Source organism: Thalassococcus sp. BH17M4-6 (assembly GCF_049323015.1).
In the GTDB taxonomy this organism is placed as follows: domain Bacteria; phylum Pseudomonadota; class Alphaproteobacteria; order Rhodobacterales; family Rhodobacteraceae; genus Puniceibacterium.
On record NZ_JBMPGU010000002.1, the window covers coordinates 236700 to 251538 of the forward strand.

The window sequence follows — 14839 nt, forward strand, 5'->3', positions numbered from 1 at the left end:
TAGTGCCGTGAAAACATGGGGTTGCGAACCACGATAAGGCCCGGTAAGGCCCTATAAATCGCGCTGAGGATGACTTAAAATCCCCAGGCCGGAAGGCCGTGCCGGTTCGAGCCCGGCCGCGGGTACCAGCAGACCCGACATGTGAGCGTGAATTCCGCCCGCCTTAAACCCTTTGTTTACCTGCTCCGGCGCAGATTTGACCCCGGCGCTGCCAGACAGGCCGGCGATCAGATCAAATATAAGGGACAGAGTATGAGGATTTTGATGTGCGGCGCGCTTTGCGCGCTGGGGTTTGGGCTGGCCGGTTGCGAAATGCCCGAAGATCAACTTGAGCCGGTCGTGGCATCGTTCAACGAGGCCAGCGTGGGCATCCAGCTGAATGGCAATGCGATGGATTTCTCGAGCTCTGAGCAACGGGCTGCAGCGATCGCTCGTGCGGATGCCAAGGCGAACGAGATTTGCAGCAGGGGCCCGAACCGACGTGCGGAATTTGCCAGCACCCGAAATCTGCCCACCGGCCAGTACAGCTATGTCAAGGAACGGCTTTACCTCTGCCTGCGCTAGATCGCGCCGTCAGACGCGCCGCAGGCGGATCACCACGTCGACGCTGGCGATCTCTGCGCCATCGGGGGCGCCGGGCAGGCGCGCGATCTCAAGCTGATCGGCCGGCGCGTCGGTCAGCCGCCCCTCGTCTTCCCAGTAGAAATGCGGATGATCGTGGGTGTTGGTGTCGAAATAGCTTTTCGACCCGTCGACCGTCACCTCTTGCATCAGGCCCGCGTCGCAGAACGCCTTGAGCGTGTTGTAGACCGTGGCCAGCGACACCCGTTCGCCCTGATCCTTGGCCAGGGCAAAAAGGCTTTCGGCGGTGACATGGCGGTTCTGCCCGTCGCCCACCAGAAGGGTGGCCAAGGTCAGCCGCTGCCGTGTCGGGCGCAGCCCGGCCTGCGACAGCCAGTGTGTTCCGCGTTGCTGGGCGTCGGGTGTCATTGCCGCCTGGCTCCTCTTCCTGCGGTATATATAGAGGGTGAGGCACGGGAATTTCAAACAAAATTGCCGGTTGCGCGGGATCGTCGCGGCCCCTGCGCAGGCTTGCGCCCCGCGCGATACGGGTGGTAGAGGGGCGTAATGGGAACGCGAAAGAGCGAGGCGCGCCACGCATGGCCGATTATCCGAGCAGTTTTGACAAGGACGACCTTCTGAAATGCGCACGCGGAGAGCTGTTCGGCCCCGGCAACGCGCAACTGCCCGAACCGCCGATGCTGATGATGGACCGGATCACCGACATCTCGGGCGACGGCGGCGCGCATGGCAAGGGCCACGTGGTCGCGGAATTCGACATCACGCCGGACCTGTGGTTCTTCGAATGCCACTTCCCCGGCAACCCGATCATGCCCGGCTGTCTGGGCCTGGATGGGCTGTGGCAGCTGACCGGTTTCAACCTGGGCTGGCGCGGCTGGCAGGGCCGCGGCTATGCGCTGGGGGTGGGCGAGGTCAAGCTGACCGGCATGGTCCGCCCGGACCGCAAGATGCTGACCTACAAGGTGGATTTCACCAAGGCCGTGCAGACCCGCCGCCTGACCATGGGCGTCGCCGACGGCACCGTCGAAGCCGATGGTGAGGTGATCTATCAGGTCAAGGATATGAAGGTCGCGCTTTCCGAAAGCTGACCCGAGAAAGGAGGCCACATGCGCCGCGTCGTCGTCACCGGGCTGGGGATCGTCTCCAGCATCGGCAACAATGCCGAAGAGGTCCTGGCCTCTTTGAAGGCCGGAAAATCCGGCATCACCGCCAACGAGGCGATGAAGGAACACGGGTTCCGCAGCCAGATCGCGGGCGACATCAAGCTGGATGTGGCCGACCACGTGGACAAGCGCGCGCTGCGGTTCATGGGGCCGGGTGCGGCCTATGCCTATATCGCCATGGGGCAGGCCATCGCCGACGCGGGGCTGGACGAGGCGGACATCTCGAACCCGCGCACCGGGCTGGTGGCGGGATCGGGCGGGCCGTCGACCAGCGCGATGCTGCAGGCCCATCAGGTGGTGCTGAAAACCGGCGCGACCAAGCGGATCGGGCCTTTTGCTGTGCCCAAGTGCATGTGCTCGACGATCAGCGCGAACCTCAGCACCGCCTACAAGATCAAGGGCATCAACTACTCCATCACCTCGGCCTGTTCGACCTCACTGCACTGCATCGGCAACGCGGCCGAGCAGATCATGCTGGGCAAGCAGGACGTGATGTTCGCGGGCGGCGGAGAGGAACTGGACTGGACGCTCTCGTGCCTCTTTGATGCCATGGGCGCGATGTCGTCCAAGTACAACGACACCCCCGAAAAGGCGAGCCGCGCCTTTGACGCGGGCCGCGACGGATTCGTGATCGGTGGCGGCGGCGGGATGCTGGTGCTCGAAGAGCTGGAGCATGCCAAGGCGCGCGGCGCCAGAATCTATGCCGAGGTCACGGGCTATGCCGCGACGTCGGACGGCCACGACATGGTGGCGCCCTCGGGCGAGGGCGGCGAACGGGCGATGCGGCTGGCGCTGTCGACGCTCAAGGACCGCACCGTCGGCTACATCAACGCGCACGGCACCTCGACCCCCGTGGGCGATGTGGGCGAGATCGAGGCGGTGCGCCGCGTCTTCGGCGAGGGCAGCACGCCGCCGGTCAGCTCCACCAAGTCGATGACCGGCCACAGCCAGGGCGCGACCGGCGCGCAGGAGGCGATCTATTGCCTGCTGATGCTGCAACACGACTTCATCGCGCCGTCCATCAACGTGGAGACCCTGGACCCCGCCCTGAAACCCGAAGAGATCGCCACCTCGCTGGTCGAGAACGCGGGTCTGGACACGGTGATGACGAATTCCTTCGGGTTCGGCGGCACGAACGGGTCGATGCTGTTGTCGCGGTTTGTGGGGTAAGGGAAATAGATTGTCGCCTGACAACAGTTTCGGCGATTAGGATTTAGCGGAGAAGTGCGGCAGCGGACATTGGCAGCATGAGTGGGTGATGCTTCCATCTAAGGAAAGCTTAAGTTTCCGACATCTTGATGACACGGCAAGTAATAGACTTCTAAGCTGCACATCACTATGGGTTTAATGCCTTGCAATGCAATTGAAAATGGAAGTGACTTGGGAGCATTCTCAAACGAGAAGAGATTGTATTGGGAACGGAGGCTGCATGACCTTCTACGGCCTGTCCCGGTAGAAGATATTTTAATACTGAGCTGGGCAATTGAAGCGATGCGAGACGGACGCGCGGAAGCGGCGCGTCGTCGTCTTAAGATTCCGGGCAACACGAGTGATCATAAAATTGGCGGAAAATTTTTCGTGCCGCCGTGGTCAATTGATGCTCTTATTCGTGAAAAGCTCTTACTTGGGCCTGCGCAAAATGATGCGAAACGCCTAAATCTAAAGCTATGGAATGGTGCGGGAAGACTGCTAGACGTGTATACGGGATTGTCTAATGTGGAAAGCGTCATGGATTACTCTCCGAGCGAAGTTTTGGCGGCGATGCCTCGCCTATTCTGGCCGCAATATGATTGGCAGCTTGGCACGTCCAATTTGTTTCGCATCGGACGCGCTTGGCATGTGTACGCAACACCAGAAGGTAAAGCTGCCTTTTCTACAAAGCATGAAATTGATTTGGAGACATTCCTGAAAATTGGCTTCGGGATATATGCAGGCAGTGCAGAAAATCCTGCGATACGATCCGACTCTTTTGCCGCGATTGGCGTATCAAAAGCGGAATTGCACCAAGTTCGACGGGTCATCGGTGATACGCTTAAAGGACATTGTGAGTGGGCAAAGGATACCAATAATCCAAACCTCCCGCGCGACTTTCTTCCTAGCGTCACAAAGGAGCGGCCGATTTTTGAAATATCTGATACTAAAGGCCGAGTTTATTGCGTTCCTTCGCGAGCTAATCTTATGCTGCGTCTTACCGATGGCCTTTACTATGATATCGTATCGGATCCTGACGCACGGCGACGTTCTGGGGAAGCATTTGAAGATCTCTGCTTTCAAGTAATCCGGCATTATGTCGATGTGACCACATCAGTTCAACCTGAACGGCCAACCAAGTACGGCATGAGCGCGGATATTCTTGTTGAAGATCGCTCAGATTTGACTGGTCTCATTATTGAATGCAAAATTCGCCGGCTTCCAAGAAGAGTTTTGACATCACCAAATCCGTTCAAGGATTGCGCGGATGCGTTCGAAGATGTTATAAAAGGCATTGTTCAGATTTGGCGAACACACCATGAGTTCTACACCGGATCAACCTTGAATATGGCGGGTGTTGTTCTACAATATGATCCTTGGACAATATTAGGAAATGCCTTCGTCAGTAAATTGTTTAAGTCAGCCCATGAAAAAGCGGATACTTTAGAGATACCTATCAGTGATCGCATCTCTGTAGCCTTGGTCGGCTATTCTGATTTTGAGCATCTGCTCAGAAACTATCAACACTCTGATATATTTGAAGCTGTAAGCGATTGGGATACTGAAAAATTCCATGGCTGGAGCCTCGTAAGTGTTTTGAAAGAAAAAAATATAGAAAAAAAGCTTAAATCAGAATTTGACTACGAAAAGCTTTTGATGGAGGCGGTGACTTGGTGGGGCGACCTTGAATCCTAGCTCCTACAGTCTTGAAGAAAGGTTGCTCCGCTCGCCATCTGCGCGGGAAAAACACGCGCAGCCTCGTACCCAGGGCAAATCTCAATTTGGGCTGGACCAGGGCGGTACCACGGACCGCAAGTAACGGCTTTAAAGAGGCTCCTTCCACACCTTGCCTGTGCCTCTCAAGAATGTTGGCTCAAGACCGAGACCACTGCCTCAAACCTTGACCTCCTCCGCCGTTCCGGTCAGACCTGAGCCAAAAGCCGGAGGGGCTCATGACGATTTCTTTGCAGGGCAAGCGCGGGCTTGTCATGGGTGTGGCCAACGAACGCTCCATCGCCTGGGGCATTGCCAAGGCCTGCGCCGAAGCCGGGGCCGAACTGGCGTTTACTTATCAGGGCGACGCCTTCGGCAAGCGGCTGGAGCCGTTGGCGCAGTCGGTGGGCAGCGATTTCATGGTCGACGTCGATGTGACCGACGACGCCTCGCTTGACGCGGCCTTTGCCGCCCTCGCGGACCGCTGGCCGACCATCGATTTCGTCGTCCATGCCATCGCCTTTTCCGACAAATCCGAACTCACCGGCCGGTTCCTCAACACCAGCCGCGCGAATTTCAAGAACTCCATGGATATCTCGGCCTACAGCTTTATCGAGATCGCCCGCCGCGCGCATCCTCTGATGGTCGAGAACGGCGGTACGCTGATCACGCTCAGCTACATGGGGTCGAACCGGGTCACGCCGAACTACAACGTCATGGGCGTGGCCAAGGCGGCGCTGGAATCCGCGACGCGCTATCTGGCCAACGATCTGGGCCCCGAGGGCATCCGCGTCAACGCCATCTCGCCCGGCCCGATGAAGACGCTGGCGGGCGCGGCCATCGGCGGCGCGCGCAAGACCTACAAGCACACCGACATGAACGCGCCGCTGCGCGCCAATGCCACGCTCGAGGCGGTAGGCGGCACGGCGGTCTACCTCGTGTCGGACGCGGGCGCCTGCACCACCGGAGAGATCATCCGCGTCGACGGCGGCTTCCACATTCTGGGCATGCCGCAGTACGAGAACCTCTGACGGCGCGCGAATTCCGGGAACAGCGCGGCGGCCCCGCGGGTTCTCCTGTCAACGCACAGGAGAGACCATGACCCATACCCTCAAGCTCAAATCGATTTCGCCCGTCACCCACGACACCCACCATCTGGTTCTGGAAAAGCCCGAGGGGTTCGACTTCACCCCCGGCCAGGCGGTCGACTTCGCGCTCGACCAGGACGGCTGGCGCGAGGAAAAGCGGCCCTTCACCTTCACCTCGCTGCCCGGTGATCCGGACCTCGAGTTTGTGATCAAGTCCTACCCCGACCACGACGGCGTGACCGAACAGATCGCCAAGCTGCAGGCTGGCGACACGGTGCTGATCGACGACCCCTGGGGCGCGATCGAGGACAAGGGCCCGGGCTGGTTCATCGCTGGCGGCGCGGGCGTGACCCCCTTCATCGCGGTGCTGAAAAAGCGTCTGGCCGAGGGCGGGACGCTGGATGGCTGCACGCTGATCTTCGCCAACAAGACCGAGCGCGACATCATCCTGCGCGACACCTTCGAAGGCATGTCCGGCCTCAAGACCGTGTTCCTGGTCGAGGACGGCGGCGGGCAGGGCGTGCAGACCGGACGGATCGACAAGGACGTGCTGGGCGCGCATGTCACGCCCGGGCAGGGCAAGTGCTATATCTGCGGGCCTGATCCGATGATCGAGGCGGTGCAGGAGGATCTGGAAGGTCTGGGCGTGACCAAAGACGACATCGTCACCGAAGAATTCGATTGAGCCTGCCGGGCGCCTGACGCCCGGCTCCAGAGATCGACAAGGTCCGGCGAGGATGTGTCGGGCCTTCTTTCTTCAGAACCACTGCCCCGGCTCCATCAGCCCAAGGTCCAGCAGCTGCCGCGAATGCCATTCGAACGGCGTGGAGTTGTGCCAGCGGAAGGTCTGGATGTCGAAGGTCGATCCGGGGTTGCTTTTCAACGCCTTGGCGGTGCGGAACGACACGATGGCCGAGGTCAGGTTGTTGTGCCAGGGACAGGCGTAGGTGTTGTATTCCTCGTCCGAAAAGGTGTGATCGTCGCGCAGCTTCAGCCCCGGCTTGGCCCGGAAGAGTGCAATGCGGTCGATCTTGCGGCGCACCTGCGGCACGTGTTCCTCGTACCGCCAGCGCAGGCCGCCATAGAAATCCAGTTGCCGTTCCTTGGGGTGGTTGTGGTTCGCCGGATCGGGCCGCGCGAGCGCGTAGTAGCCCGACCGGTCCATGTACGCCTCGTCCAGTGACACGGCGTTGGGATAGCGCCACAGATCGCCGGCATAAAGGTCGATCACGTAGGTCAGCATCGCGTCGCGGCGTTCTTCGGTGTGGAAGGCCAGCAGTTCGGCGACGGTGCGCGTTTCGGCGAAGGGAAAGAACAGGTATTCGGCATTGTAGCAATAGTAGATCCAGACGCCCGGTGCGGCATCGTTGATCCGGTTCACCGCCGTCTGCACCGCCCCGTCGGCCCGCAGGTCGTAATCCACGCGGTGCACGGTATCGTGCAGGTCCGGCGGCAGGTCGAACACCGTGGGCATGAACACGATGACCGAGGTGAAGCCCAATTGCTGGTGATGGCGCAGGGTGGTGTCGATCTCGACCGCGTCTTCGGCAAAGACCAGTGCGACCGGCCCCTTGGCCAGCACCTTTGTTCCCCGCGACAGGAAATCGCCTAGACCGGTGTACCGCATCGTTCGCCTCTGAAGGTTCTTTTGGCACAGATTCGGTGAATTTTGTGTGCATTGCAAGCGGGGCGCAATCTGCGGTATGTGCGCCCGATCTGTCCCACCGCCCCAATCACCGGAGCCTGCCGCATGTCCGCGCCGAAAAAGCTGTTCATCAAGACCTACGGTTGCCAGATGAACGTCTACGATTCCGAACGGATGGCCGAAGCACTGGGCGGGCAGGGGTATGTCGCGACCGACACGCCGGACGATGCCGACATGATTCTGCTGAACACCTGCCATATCCGCGAAAAGGCTGCCGAAAAGGTCTATTCCGAACTGGGCCGGTACAAGGGGCTCAAGGCCGAAAACCCCGACCTCAAGATCGGCGTGGCGGGCTGTGTCGCGCAGGCCGAGGGCGAAGAGATCATGCGCCGTCAGCCTCTGGTCGATCTGGTCGTGGGTCCGCAAAGCTATCACCGCTTGCCCGCGCTCGAGGCAAAGGCGCGCAGCGGTGAAAAGGCGCTGGATACCGACTTTCCCGAAGAGGACAAGTTCGAGGTCCTGAAAAGCCGGCCCAAGGCGAAGCGCGGCCCGACGGCGTTCCTGACCGTGCAGGAGGGCTGCGACAAGTTTTGCGCCTTTTGCGTGGTGCCCTACACGCGCGGGGCCGAGGTCAGCCGCCCGGTGGATCGGGTCCTGGCCGAGGCGCGCGATCTGGTCGAACGCGGGGTGCGCGAAATCACCCTGCTGGGCCAGAACGTCAACGCCTATCATGGCGCGGGACCGGGCGGCGACTGGTCGCTGGCACAGCTGATCTGGGCGCTCAACGACATCGACGGGCTGGAGCGGATTCGCTTTACCACCAGCCATCCCAACGACATGACCGACGATCTTTATGCGGCGCACGGTGAATGCCCCAAGCTGATGCCCTACCTGCATCTGCCGGTGCAGGCGGGGTCGGACAAGATCCTCAAGCGGATGAACCGCAGCCACACGGCGGAAAGCTACCTGCGGGTTATCGAGCGGTTGCGGGCGGCGCGGCCCGACATCCTGTTGTCGGGCGATTTCATCGTCGGCTTCCCCGAAGAGACCGAGGCGGATTTTCAGGCCACGCTCGATCTCATCGAAGAGGTCCGTTACGGCTATGCCTACACCTTCAAGTATTCCACCCGCCCCGGCACCCCGGCGGCCGAGCGCGCGCAGGTGCCCGAGGACGAAAAGAACGACCGCCTGCAACGGCTTCAGGCGCTGATCGCCCGCCAGCAGCGCGCCGCGCAGGACGCGATGGTCGGTCAGGAGGTGGGCGTGCTTTTCGAAAAGCCCGGCCGGCTTGCGGGGCAGATGGTCGGCAAGTCCGATCACCTTCACGCGGTCCATGTTCAAGCAACCGGGCTGGAGCCCGGTCACCTGCGCAGGGTCCGGATTGTCGAAAGCGGTCCGAATTCGCTCGGGGGCGTCCTGGTCTGAGACCGGCCCCCGCCGTCGTTCAGTGGTTGCGGTTTCTGTGCGATGCCGCGTCGTGGAAGATGCGTTCCATCGCCGCCTTCATCGCGCCGGGATTGCCGACAAGGCTGTCGTCGCGACAAACCCGCTCGGCAATGGCGTGGGCCGTTGGATAGGTGTATCCGGCGTTGACCAGGCTATCGACGAAGTTCGAATTCGGACGGTCCCAGATGACGTCTTTCCACGGTCCTCTGAAACAACTCACCACAATGGTGGTGCGCTCGTGGACATGTGGCCGCTCAAGATGCGGGTGATCACGCTTGTTGTTCGCACCGTGCGCCCAGACCGGACCGGCAAACGCAGCTGCAAGCGCAGTGACAATAATGGTAACTTTCATGAACAGGTCCCTTGGATTGACGGTTTCGATCTCGTTCAGCGAATCGCGGGTCCGACGTGCCGCAGGTTTTGCGATCGGCCCACGCGCTGCCATAGAATAGCCACAATTCGGGTTGCGACACAGAAATTAACCTTTTTGCAACATGTCCGAAACAATCGGCTTGCGAGAGCGGGTCTGGCCACGTTCCGGAAACAATCCCCGCCTCCTTCCCATTGCAACCACCGCGTCGGGGCGCGCGCATGACGGCCACACGACCTTTGCCAATCCGGCGATCGGTTTAAGAGCATTCCCCAAGCCTCTGGAATCCGTGAATTTCAGACTTGGGCGCGCCCGGTTTTGCCTGTCCTAGGGGCGCATTCGCATTTGGCCACTATATCTGGTGGTTTTCGCTTCACAGACGCGGAATGTTTGCTAAAGTGTTGATTATAGTCAGTTTGCCCGCAGTGCAGCGATTCCGCATGACCGGGCTGGGGGAAGAAACAATAAAAGGGACAAAGGCTGTGGCGAATTTTATTACCAAAGCCATGAGCGCCGCGCTGTCTGTCGCGGTACTTGCTTCCGGGATGTGCCTTGCGGCCGCCGGGGCGGCATCCGCCGAAGAGGGGGCCGCCAACGCGCCCTTCATTTCGACGCAGAACACCCGCACGGTGCGGGGCGAACGCTACATTCCGGGCATCTGGGTCGATCCCGATGGCTGTGAGCATTGGGTCATGGACGACGGTGTCGAGGGCTATATGACCCCGCATGTCACCCGCAAGGGCATCCCGGTCTGCCGCCGGGGCAATGTCTGCGGCGTCATGAACACCGACCAGTTCTTTGCCACCGACAAGTACCGCATCTCAAAGTCCGGTCAGGCCAAGCTGGCGGAATTCTTCCGCTCCGCCTCGGCCACGGCCTACGTGATCGCGGGCCACACCGACAGCCGCGCCAGCGACGAATACAACATGCGCCTCAGCTACAACCGGGCCAATGCGGTCGCAGCCGTGGGCCGTTCCGTCGGCGCCAACATCGTTGACGTACGTGGCTACGGCGAACGCATGCCCGCCGCGACCAACGCCACCACAACCGGCAAAGCGAAGAACCGTCGCGTCGAAATCATCTGCATCCGCTAAGGGGACCGGACATGACATTCGCAAGAACTCTGCTGGCGCTGCCGCTGCTCGCATCTTTGGCGGCGTGTTCGCCGGATATTCCGATCGGCCCCGACAAAAGCCAGGATCGCAACTTTTTCGACCGTGACGATCTGAGCGGGATGCAGGCCGGTGTCTGGATCGACCCCAACGGCTGCGACCACTGGATCATCGACGACGGCGTCGAAGGCTATCTGTCCGCGCGGCTCGACAAATACGGCAAGCCCGTGTGCTCGGGCACCGCGCCGCCGACCGTCGTGACCGGCAATTTCAAGGGTGGGTCCACCAACATCATCGGCGATCCGCTGTAACCTTGCGGAGCCGGAACACAGCAAAGGCCGTGCAGTTGCCCGCTGCGCGGCCTTTTTCCGTCGGGCCCCGGCGTCATCCGGCGCATTCGCTTGCCTTACCCTTCGGGGCTTGGCACCATCGCCACGACTCGCAATCTTGGAGACATGCGTGACCACAGGTATTCAGAGCCCGCCGCTGGCCGAGGCGCTCGTAGAATTTCCCGATAACCGACTTCTCATTGAACTGTGCGGCGAATTCGACCGCAACCTGACCGAAATCGAAACCCGGCTGGGGGTGCAGATCCTGCGCCGGGGCAATCTTCTGGCGGTGCACGGCGATGCCGCCGCCCAGGCCGAGGCGGTGGATGTGCTGCAATCGCTCTACACCCGGCTGGAGCAGGGGCGCAGCGTCGACCCCGGCGACATCGACCGCGAATTCCGCATGGCGGCCCCAGACGCGCCGGGGCCCGACGCGCAGCTTGAGATGTTTCACGGCGGCAAGGTCGAAATCAAGACCCGCAAGAAACTGGTCGAACCGCGCACCGACGCGCAAAAGGCCTATGTCCGCGCGCTCTTTCATAACGAACTGGCCTTCGGGATCGGGCCTGCGGGCACCGGCAAGACCTACCTGGCCGTCGCTGTCGGCGTGAACATGTTCATCACCGGCCAGGTCGACAAGATCATCCTGAGCCGCCCGGCGGTCGAGGCGGGCGAAAAGCTGGGTTATCTGCCCGGTGACATGAAGGACAAGGTCGATCCCTACATGCAGCCGCTTTATGACGCGCTGAACGATTTCCTGCCGGGCAAGCAGCTGGCCAAGATGATCGAGGAAAAGACCGTCGAGATAGCACCCTTGGCCTTCATGCGCGGGCGCACGCTGGCCAATGCCTTTGTGGTGCTGGACGAGGCGCAGAACGCCACTTCGATGCAGATGAAGATGTTCCTGACCCGCCTGGGCGAAGGCAGCCGTATGGTTATCACCGGCGACCGCACGCAGGTCGATTTGCCCCGCGGCATGCCGTCGGGTCTGGCGGATGCCGAACGGCTCTTGGGCAAGATCACGAAGATCAGCTTCAACTACTTCACTTCCAAGGACGTGGTGCGCCACCCGCTGGTCGCCGCGATCATCGAAGCCTACGAGAAAGAGGGCGGGGTCTGAGCGCCGCGTCTCAAGGGATACCGCCCGTGCTGACGGAAACGATCCTCGAGGAGGACGGCTGGCAGGCGCTCGATCTGGAGGCGCTGGCCGAAACCGCCGCCTGCGCGACCCTGAGGCATCTGGGCCTTGATCCCCAGGGCTATGAGATTGCGGTTCTGGGCTGTGACGATGCGCGCATCGCCGTGCTCAACGCCGATTTCCGCGGCAAACCCGTGCCCACCAACGTGCTCAGCTGGCCCGCCTGGGACCTGGCACCCGAGAGCCCTGGCAGTGCGCCCGACATGGTCCCTTCAGGGACCGCGGAGGCGCCTGAACCGCTGGGCGACATCGCCATCGCCCTGCAGACCTGCCTGGCCGAAGCGAAAGCGGCGGAAAAGCGCCCGTCGGATCACGTGACGCATCTTGTCGTTCACGGGGTGTTACATCTGCTGGGCTATGATCATATTCGTGACCCGGATGCCACGTTGATGGAATCGCTTGAACGGTCGATACTTGGCAAACTGGGTATCGCAGACCCATATAGCATGCAGGAAGGGCCGTTGCGGCCCGATAACGGACAGGATTGATGGACGACACAGACGGCTCGTCTAACGCAGCGCACAGCGCGCGTGAGACTGAAGAGAACAGCAAGCACCAGGGTTTTTTCTGGCGGATCGTCGGGGCGCTCAGCCCGTCGGACGATGCCGCCGACGGCGTCAACGGGGCCAAGGCCGACGCGCCCCGACCGGTGACCCACGGCATGATCAACCTGCGCCGCATGCGGGTCGAGGATGTGTCGATCCCCAAGGCCGACATCGTTTCCGTGCCCGACACCATCACCAAGGACGAACTGGTCAAGGTCTTCCGCGAAAGCGGCCTGACCCGGCTGCCGGTCTATTCCGGCACGCTCGATACGCCTGTGGGCCTCGCGCATCTCAAGGATTTCGCGCTCATGCACGGGTTCAACGGCGGCGGCGCGCGGTTCTCGCTCAAGAAGATGCTGCGCCCGCTGCTCTTCGTGCCGCCGTCGATGCCCATCGGGGTGCTGCTGACCAAGATGCAGACCGAACGCCGCCACATGGCGCTGGTGATCGACGAATACGGCGGTGTCGACGGTCTGGTCACGATCGAGGATTTGATCGAACAGGTCATCGGCGAGATCGAGGATGAGCACGATACCGACGAAGGCAAGTTCTGGACGCGCGAGAAATCCGGCTGCTACCTGGCGCAGGCCAAGACTCCGCTCGAGGATTTTGAGGCCGAGATCGGCTTGCGCCTGACCGATCACGAGGAAATCGACGGCGAAGAGATCGACACCCTTGGGGGGCTGATCTTCATGCTGGCGGGCCACGTGCCCGCGCGCGGCGAAATGGTGCCGCATCCCTCGGGCATAGAATTCGAGGTCGTGGACGCCGATCCGCGCCGGATCAAGCGCGTGCGTGCCCGGATGCCGGGCAGCCCCGGCACCGCCGCCGCGGCCGCCGCCAGCGCATCCGCCACAAAACCCGAGGCCGGATTGGGCCGTGCCTGACACCGCATCGCGCTGGCCGCTGTGGCTGCGCCTGCCGCTGGCGATTGCCGCGGGGGCGGTCTTTGCCCTGGGCCAGGCGCCATACGATCTGTGGTACCTGGCGCTGGCCGGGCTGGTGGTCGGCGTGGTCCTGCTGGGCCGCAACCTGGTGCCGGGCCGTGCCACCGGCGTCGGCTGGGGCTTTGGTCTGGGGTATTTTGCCCTGGCGCTTGGCTGGATCATCGAGCCTTTCCAGATCGACGCCGCCGCCACCGGCTGGATGGCCCCCTTCGCGCTGATCGGCCTGTCGGGCGGGCTGGCGCTGTTCTGGGCGCTGGCCTTCTGGTGCACGGCGCAGACCGGGCGGCTTTGGGCGCTGGCGCCGTTCTGGGCCGCGGCAGAGCTCATGCGCAGCTATGTGCTGACCGGCTTTCCCTGGGGGCTCTTGCCCTATGTCTGGGCGCCCAGCGACGCGATCCAGTGGGTGTCGGTGATCGGCCCGCACGGGCTGAGCCTGGCCACCGCGGCACTGGCCGTCCTCGCCGCCACGGCGATCCTGCACCGCAGTGCGATGCCCGCCATCGGGGCCCTGGTGCTTGGCGCGGTGCTCTTGGGCGGGGGCATGCTGATCAAACCGGCGCTGCAGGCAGAGGAGGGGCGGCCCGTGGTCCGCCTCGTGCAGCCCAACGCCGCCCAGCATGAAAAGTGGGACCGCAGGCTGATCCCGATCTTCTTCGACCGTCAGGTCGCGCTGACCGCTCAGTCGCCGCGCCCCGACCTCGTGGTCTGGCCCGAAACGGCCCTGCCGATGCTGCTTGACCAGGCGTCCGAGGCGCTGGCGGTGATCCGCGACGCGGCAGGCCCTGTGCCGGTGGTGGTGGGCGTGCAGCGGCGCGATGGCCCGCGCTATTACAACTCTCTGATCGCGGCCATGGCCGGTACCGAGGTCGTGCAGATCTACGACAAGCACCACCTGGTGCCCTTCGGCGAATACATGCCCGCCGCCGGTGTCTTTGCCCGCTACAACATCTTCGGCCTCGCCTCGCGCGCAGAGGGCGGATATGCGCCTGGCAAGGGGCCGGGGCTGCTGGACCTGGGCCCGCTTGGCATGGCCCTGCCGCTGATCTGTTACGAGGCGGTCTTTCCGCAAGATGTAGGCGGCACGGCGGCGCGGCCGGACATGCTCTTGCAGATCACCAATGACGCGTGGTTCGGCGACTGGTCCGGGCCGTATCAGCACCTGGCGCAGGCCCGGATCCGCGCCATCGAGCAGGGGCTGCCGATGCTGCGGGCGGCCAACACCGGCGTGTCGGCGGTGATCGACGGGGCAGGGCGGGTGCTGGCCGCGCTGCCGCTGGGGCAGGCCGGTGCGCTGGATCATCCGCTGCCGCCGCCGCTGCCGCCCACGCTTTACGCACGCACCGGCGATTTGCCGGCGTTTCTGGTGCTTTGCTTGCTTTCCGGGCTCGCGCTTTGGCGCCGACGCCGGAATGCGCATTGACGCGCCCCCGGCCCCCGCGTACTGAGCGTCAGTCAATAACCCTGTCACAACGGCTTCCTGGCGTGACGGGCGACCCTAATGGAGCGTTTT

At 62.3% G+C, this 14839-nt stretch carries 16 protein-coding genes and 1 riboswitch; of the genes, 13 read left to right on the top strand and 3 right to left on the bottom strand.

What is annotated here, in order from left to right; all coding sequences use genetic code 11:
• The first annotated feature begins 141 nt into the window (after positions 1–141).
• On the top strand, positions 142–564 hold the full coding sequence (locus ACOXXX_RS03610) for a hypothetical protein (protein ID WP_422825183.1): 423 nt from the start codon (positions 142–144) through the stop codon (positions 562–564).
• A gap of 9 nt (positions 565–573) precedes the next feature.
• Here the strand turns inward: ACOXXX_RS03610 and irrA are convergent, their stop codons facing one another.
• Entirely contained in the window at positions 574–990 is a 417-nt protein-coding gene (gene irrA / locus ACOXXX_RS03615; RefSeq protein WP_422825184.1) for an iron response transcriptional regulator IrrA, read from the bottom strand.
• Between the two features lie 170 nt (positions 991–1160).
• Here irrA and fabA point away from each other — a divergent pair, with 170 nt between their 5' ends.
• The 5 genes from fabA to ACOXXX_RS03640 all read left to right on the top strand — a co-directional run bounded on the left by fabA (position 1161) and on the right by ACOXXX_RS03640 (position 6422).
• Positions 1161–1670 (top strand): bifunctional 3-hydroxydecanoyl-ACP dehydratase/trans-2-decenoyl-ACP isomerase, encoded by a 510-nt coding sequence (gene fabA / locus ACOXXX_RS03620; protein ID WP_422825185.1) that lies wholly within the window; start codon positions 1161–1163, stop codon positions 1668–1670.
• 18 nt (positions 1671–1688) lie between these two features.
• On the top strand, positions 1689–2915 hold the full coding sequence (gene fabB / locus ACOXXX_RS03625) for a beta-ketoacyl-ACP synthase I (protein ID WP_422825186.1): 1227 nt from the start codon (positions 1689–1691) through the stop codon (positions 2913–2915).
• Positions 2916–3125: 210 nt separating this feature from the next.
• Positions 3126–4631, top strand: a complete 1506-nt coding sequence (locus tag ACOXXX_RS03630) for a hypothetical protein (protein ID WP_422825187.1) — start codon at positions 3126–3128, stop codon at positions 4629–4631.
• Positions 4632–4888: 257 nt separating this feature from the next.
• Positions 4889–5680 (top strand): enoyl-ACP reductase FabI, encoded by a 792-nt coding sequence (locus tag ACOXXX_RS03635; protein ID WP_422825188.1) that lies wholly within the window; start codon positions 4889–4891, stop codon positions 5678–5680.
• Between the two features lie 67 nt (positions 5681–5747).
• The gene (locus tag ACOXXX_RS03640; RefSeq protein ID WP_422825189.1) at positions 5748–6422 is read left to right on the top strand and encodes an FAD-binding oxidoreductase; all 675 of its coding nucleotides are present in this window, start codon (positions 5748–5750) and stop codon (positions 6420–6422) included.
• Between the two features lie 72 nt (positions 6423–6494).
• On the opposite strand, the gene ACOXXX_RS03645 is transcribed toward ACOXXX_RS03640, so the two are convergent.
• On the bottom strand, positions 6495–7364 hold the full coding sequence (locus ACOXXX_RS03645; RefSeq protein WP_422825190.1) for a hypothetical protein: 870 nt from the start codon (positions 7362–7364) through the stop codon (positions 6495–6497).
• 123 nt (positions 7365–7487) lie between these two features.
• Between ACOXXX_RS03645 and miaB the strand changes: the two genes are divergently transcribed.
• Positions 7488–8807, top strand: coding sequence for a tRNA (N6-isopentenyl adenosine(37)-C2)-methylthiotransferase MiaB (gene miaB / locus ACOXXX_RS03650; RefSeq protein WP_422825191.1), 1320 nt, complete (start codon positions 7488–7490; stop codon positions 8805–8807).
• A gap of 19 nt (positions 8808–8826) precedes the next feature.
• On the opposite strand, the gene ACOXXX_RS03655 is transcribed toward miaB, so the two are convergent.
• Positions 8827–9180 carry a hypothetical protein gene (locus tag ACOXXX_RS03655; RefSeq protein WP_422825192.1) on the bottom strand — a complete coding sequence of 118 codons (354 nt, stop codon included), beginning with the start codon at positions 9178–9180 and terminating at the stop codon, positions 8827–8829.
• Positions 9181–9704: 524 nt separating this feature from the next.
• Here ACOXXX_RS03655 and ACOXXX_RS03660 point away from each other — a divergent pair.
• The 6 genes from ACOXXX_RS03660 to lnt all read left to right on the top strand — a co-directional run bounded on the left by ACOXXX_RS03660 (position 9705) and on the right by lnt (position 14749).
• Positions 9705–10292 carry an OmpA family protein gene (locus ACOXXX_RS03660; protein ID WP_422825418.1) on the top strand — a complete coding sequence of 196 codons (588 nt, stop codon included), beginning with the start codon at positions 9705–9707 and terminating at the stop codon, positions 10290–10292.
• A gap of 11 nt (positions 10293–10303) precedes the next feature.
• A complete protein-coding gene (locus ACOXXX_RS03665; protein ID WP_422825193.1) occupies positions 10304–10621 on the top strand; it encodes a hypothetical protein in 318 nt (105 codons plus the stop codon).
• 148 nt (positions 10622–10769) lie between these two features.
• Positions 10770–11759 (top strand): PhoH family protein, encoded by a 990-nt coding sequence (locus ACOXXX_RS03670; RefSeq protein WP_422825194.1) that lies wholly within the window; start codon positions 10770–10772, stop codon positions 11757–11759.
• A gap of 26 nt (positions 11760–11785) precedes the next feature.
• Complete coding sequence (gene ybeY / locus ACOXXX_RS03675; RefSeq protein ID WP_422825195.1) at positions 11786–12325, top strand: rRNA maturation RNase YbeY; 540 nt, start codon at positions 11786–11788, stop codon at positions 12323–12325.
• Positions 12325–13269: a hemolysin family protein gene (locus tag ACOXXX_RS03680; protein ID WP_422825196.1), complete on the top strand. Its 945-nt coding sequence runs from the start codon at positions 12325–12327 to the stop codon at positions 13267–13269. The genes ybeY and ACOXXX_RS03680 overlap by 1 nt, the downstream gene beginning before the upstream one ends.
• The gene (lnt, locus tag ACOXXX_RS03685) at positions 13262–14749 is read left to right on the top strand and encodes an apolipoprotein N-acyltransferase (RefSeq protein ID WP_422825197.1); all 1488 of its coding nucleotides are present in this window, start codon (positions 13262–13264) and stop codon (positions 14747–14749) included. Before ACOXXX_RS03680 ends, lnt begins: the two co-directional genes overlap by 8 nt.
• 38 nt (positions 14750–14787) lie before the next feature.
• Positions 14788–14835, top strand: a riboswitch (SAM-SAH riboswitch).
• The last annotated feature ends 4 nt before the right edge of the window (positions 14836–14839 follow it).

Coding starts and splice junctions, on each gene's coding strand:
- irrA (WP_422825184.1), bottom strand. CDS start 990: ATGACACCCGACGCCCAGCAACGCGGAACACACTGGCTGTCGCAGGCC.
- fabA (WP_422825185.1), top strand. CDS start 1,161: ATGGCCGATTATCCGAGCAGTTTTGACAAGGACGACCTTCTGAAATGC.
- fabB (WP_422825186.1), top strand. CDS start 1,689: ATGCGCCGCGTCGTCGTCACCGGGCTGGGGATCGTCTCCAGCATCGGC.
- ACOXXX_RS03635 (WP_422825188.1), top strand. CDS start 4,889: ATGACGATTTCTTTGCAGGGCAAGCGCGGGCTTGTCATGGGTGTGGCC.
- ACOXXX_RS03640 (WP_422825189.1), top strand. CDS start 5,748: ATGACCCATACCCTCAAGCTCAAATCGATTTCGCCCGTCACCCACGAC.
- ACOXXX_RS03645 (WP_422825190.1), bottom strand. CDS start 7,364: ATGCGGTACACCGGTCTAGGCGATTTCCTGTCGCGGGGAACAAAGGTG.
- miaB (WP_422825191.1), top strand. CDS start 7,488: ATGTCCGCGCCGAAAAAGCTGTTCATCAAGACCTACGGTTGCCAGATG.
- ACOXXX_RS03655 (WP_422825192.1), bottom strand. CDS start 9,180: ATGAAAGTTACCATTATTGTCACTGCGCTTGCAGCTGCGTTTGCCGGT.
- ACOXXX_RS03660 (WP_422825418.1), top strand. CDS start 9,705: ATGAGCGCCGCGCTGTCTGTCGCGGTACTTGCTTCCGGGATGTGCCTT.
- ACOXXX_RS03665 (WP_422825193.1), top strand. CDS start 10,304: ATGACATTCGCAAGAACTCTGCTGGCGCTGCCGCTGCTCGCATCTTTG.
- ACOXXX_RS03680 (WP_422825196.1), top strand. CDS start 12,325: ATGGACGACACAGACGGCTCGTCTAACGCAGCGCACAGCGCGCGTGAG.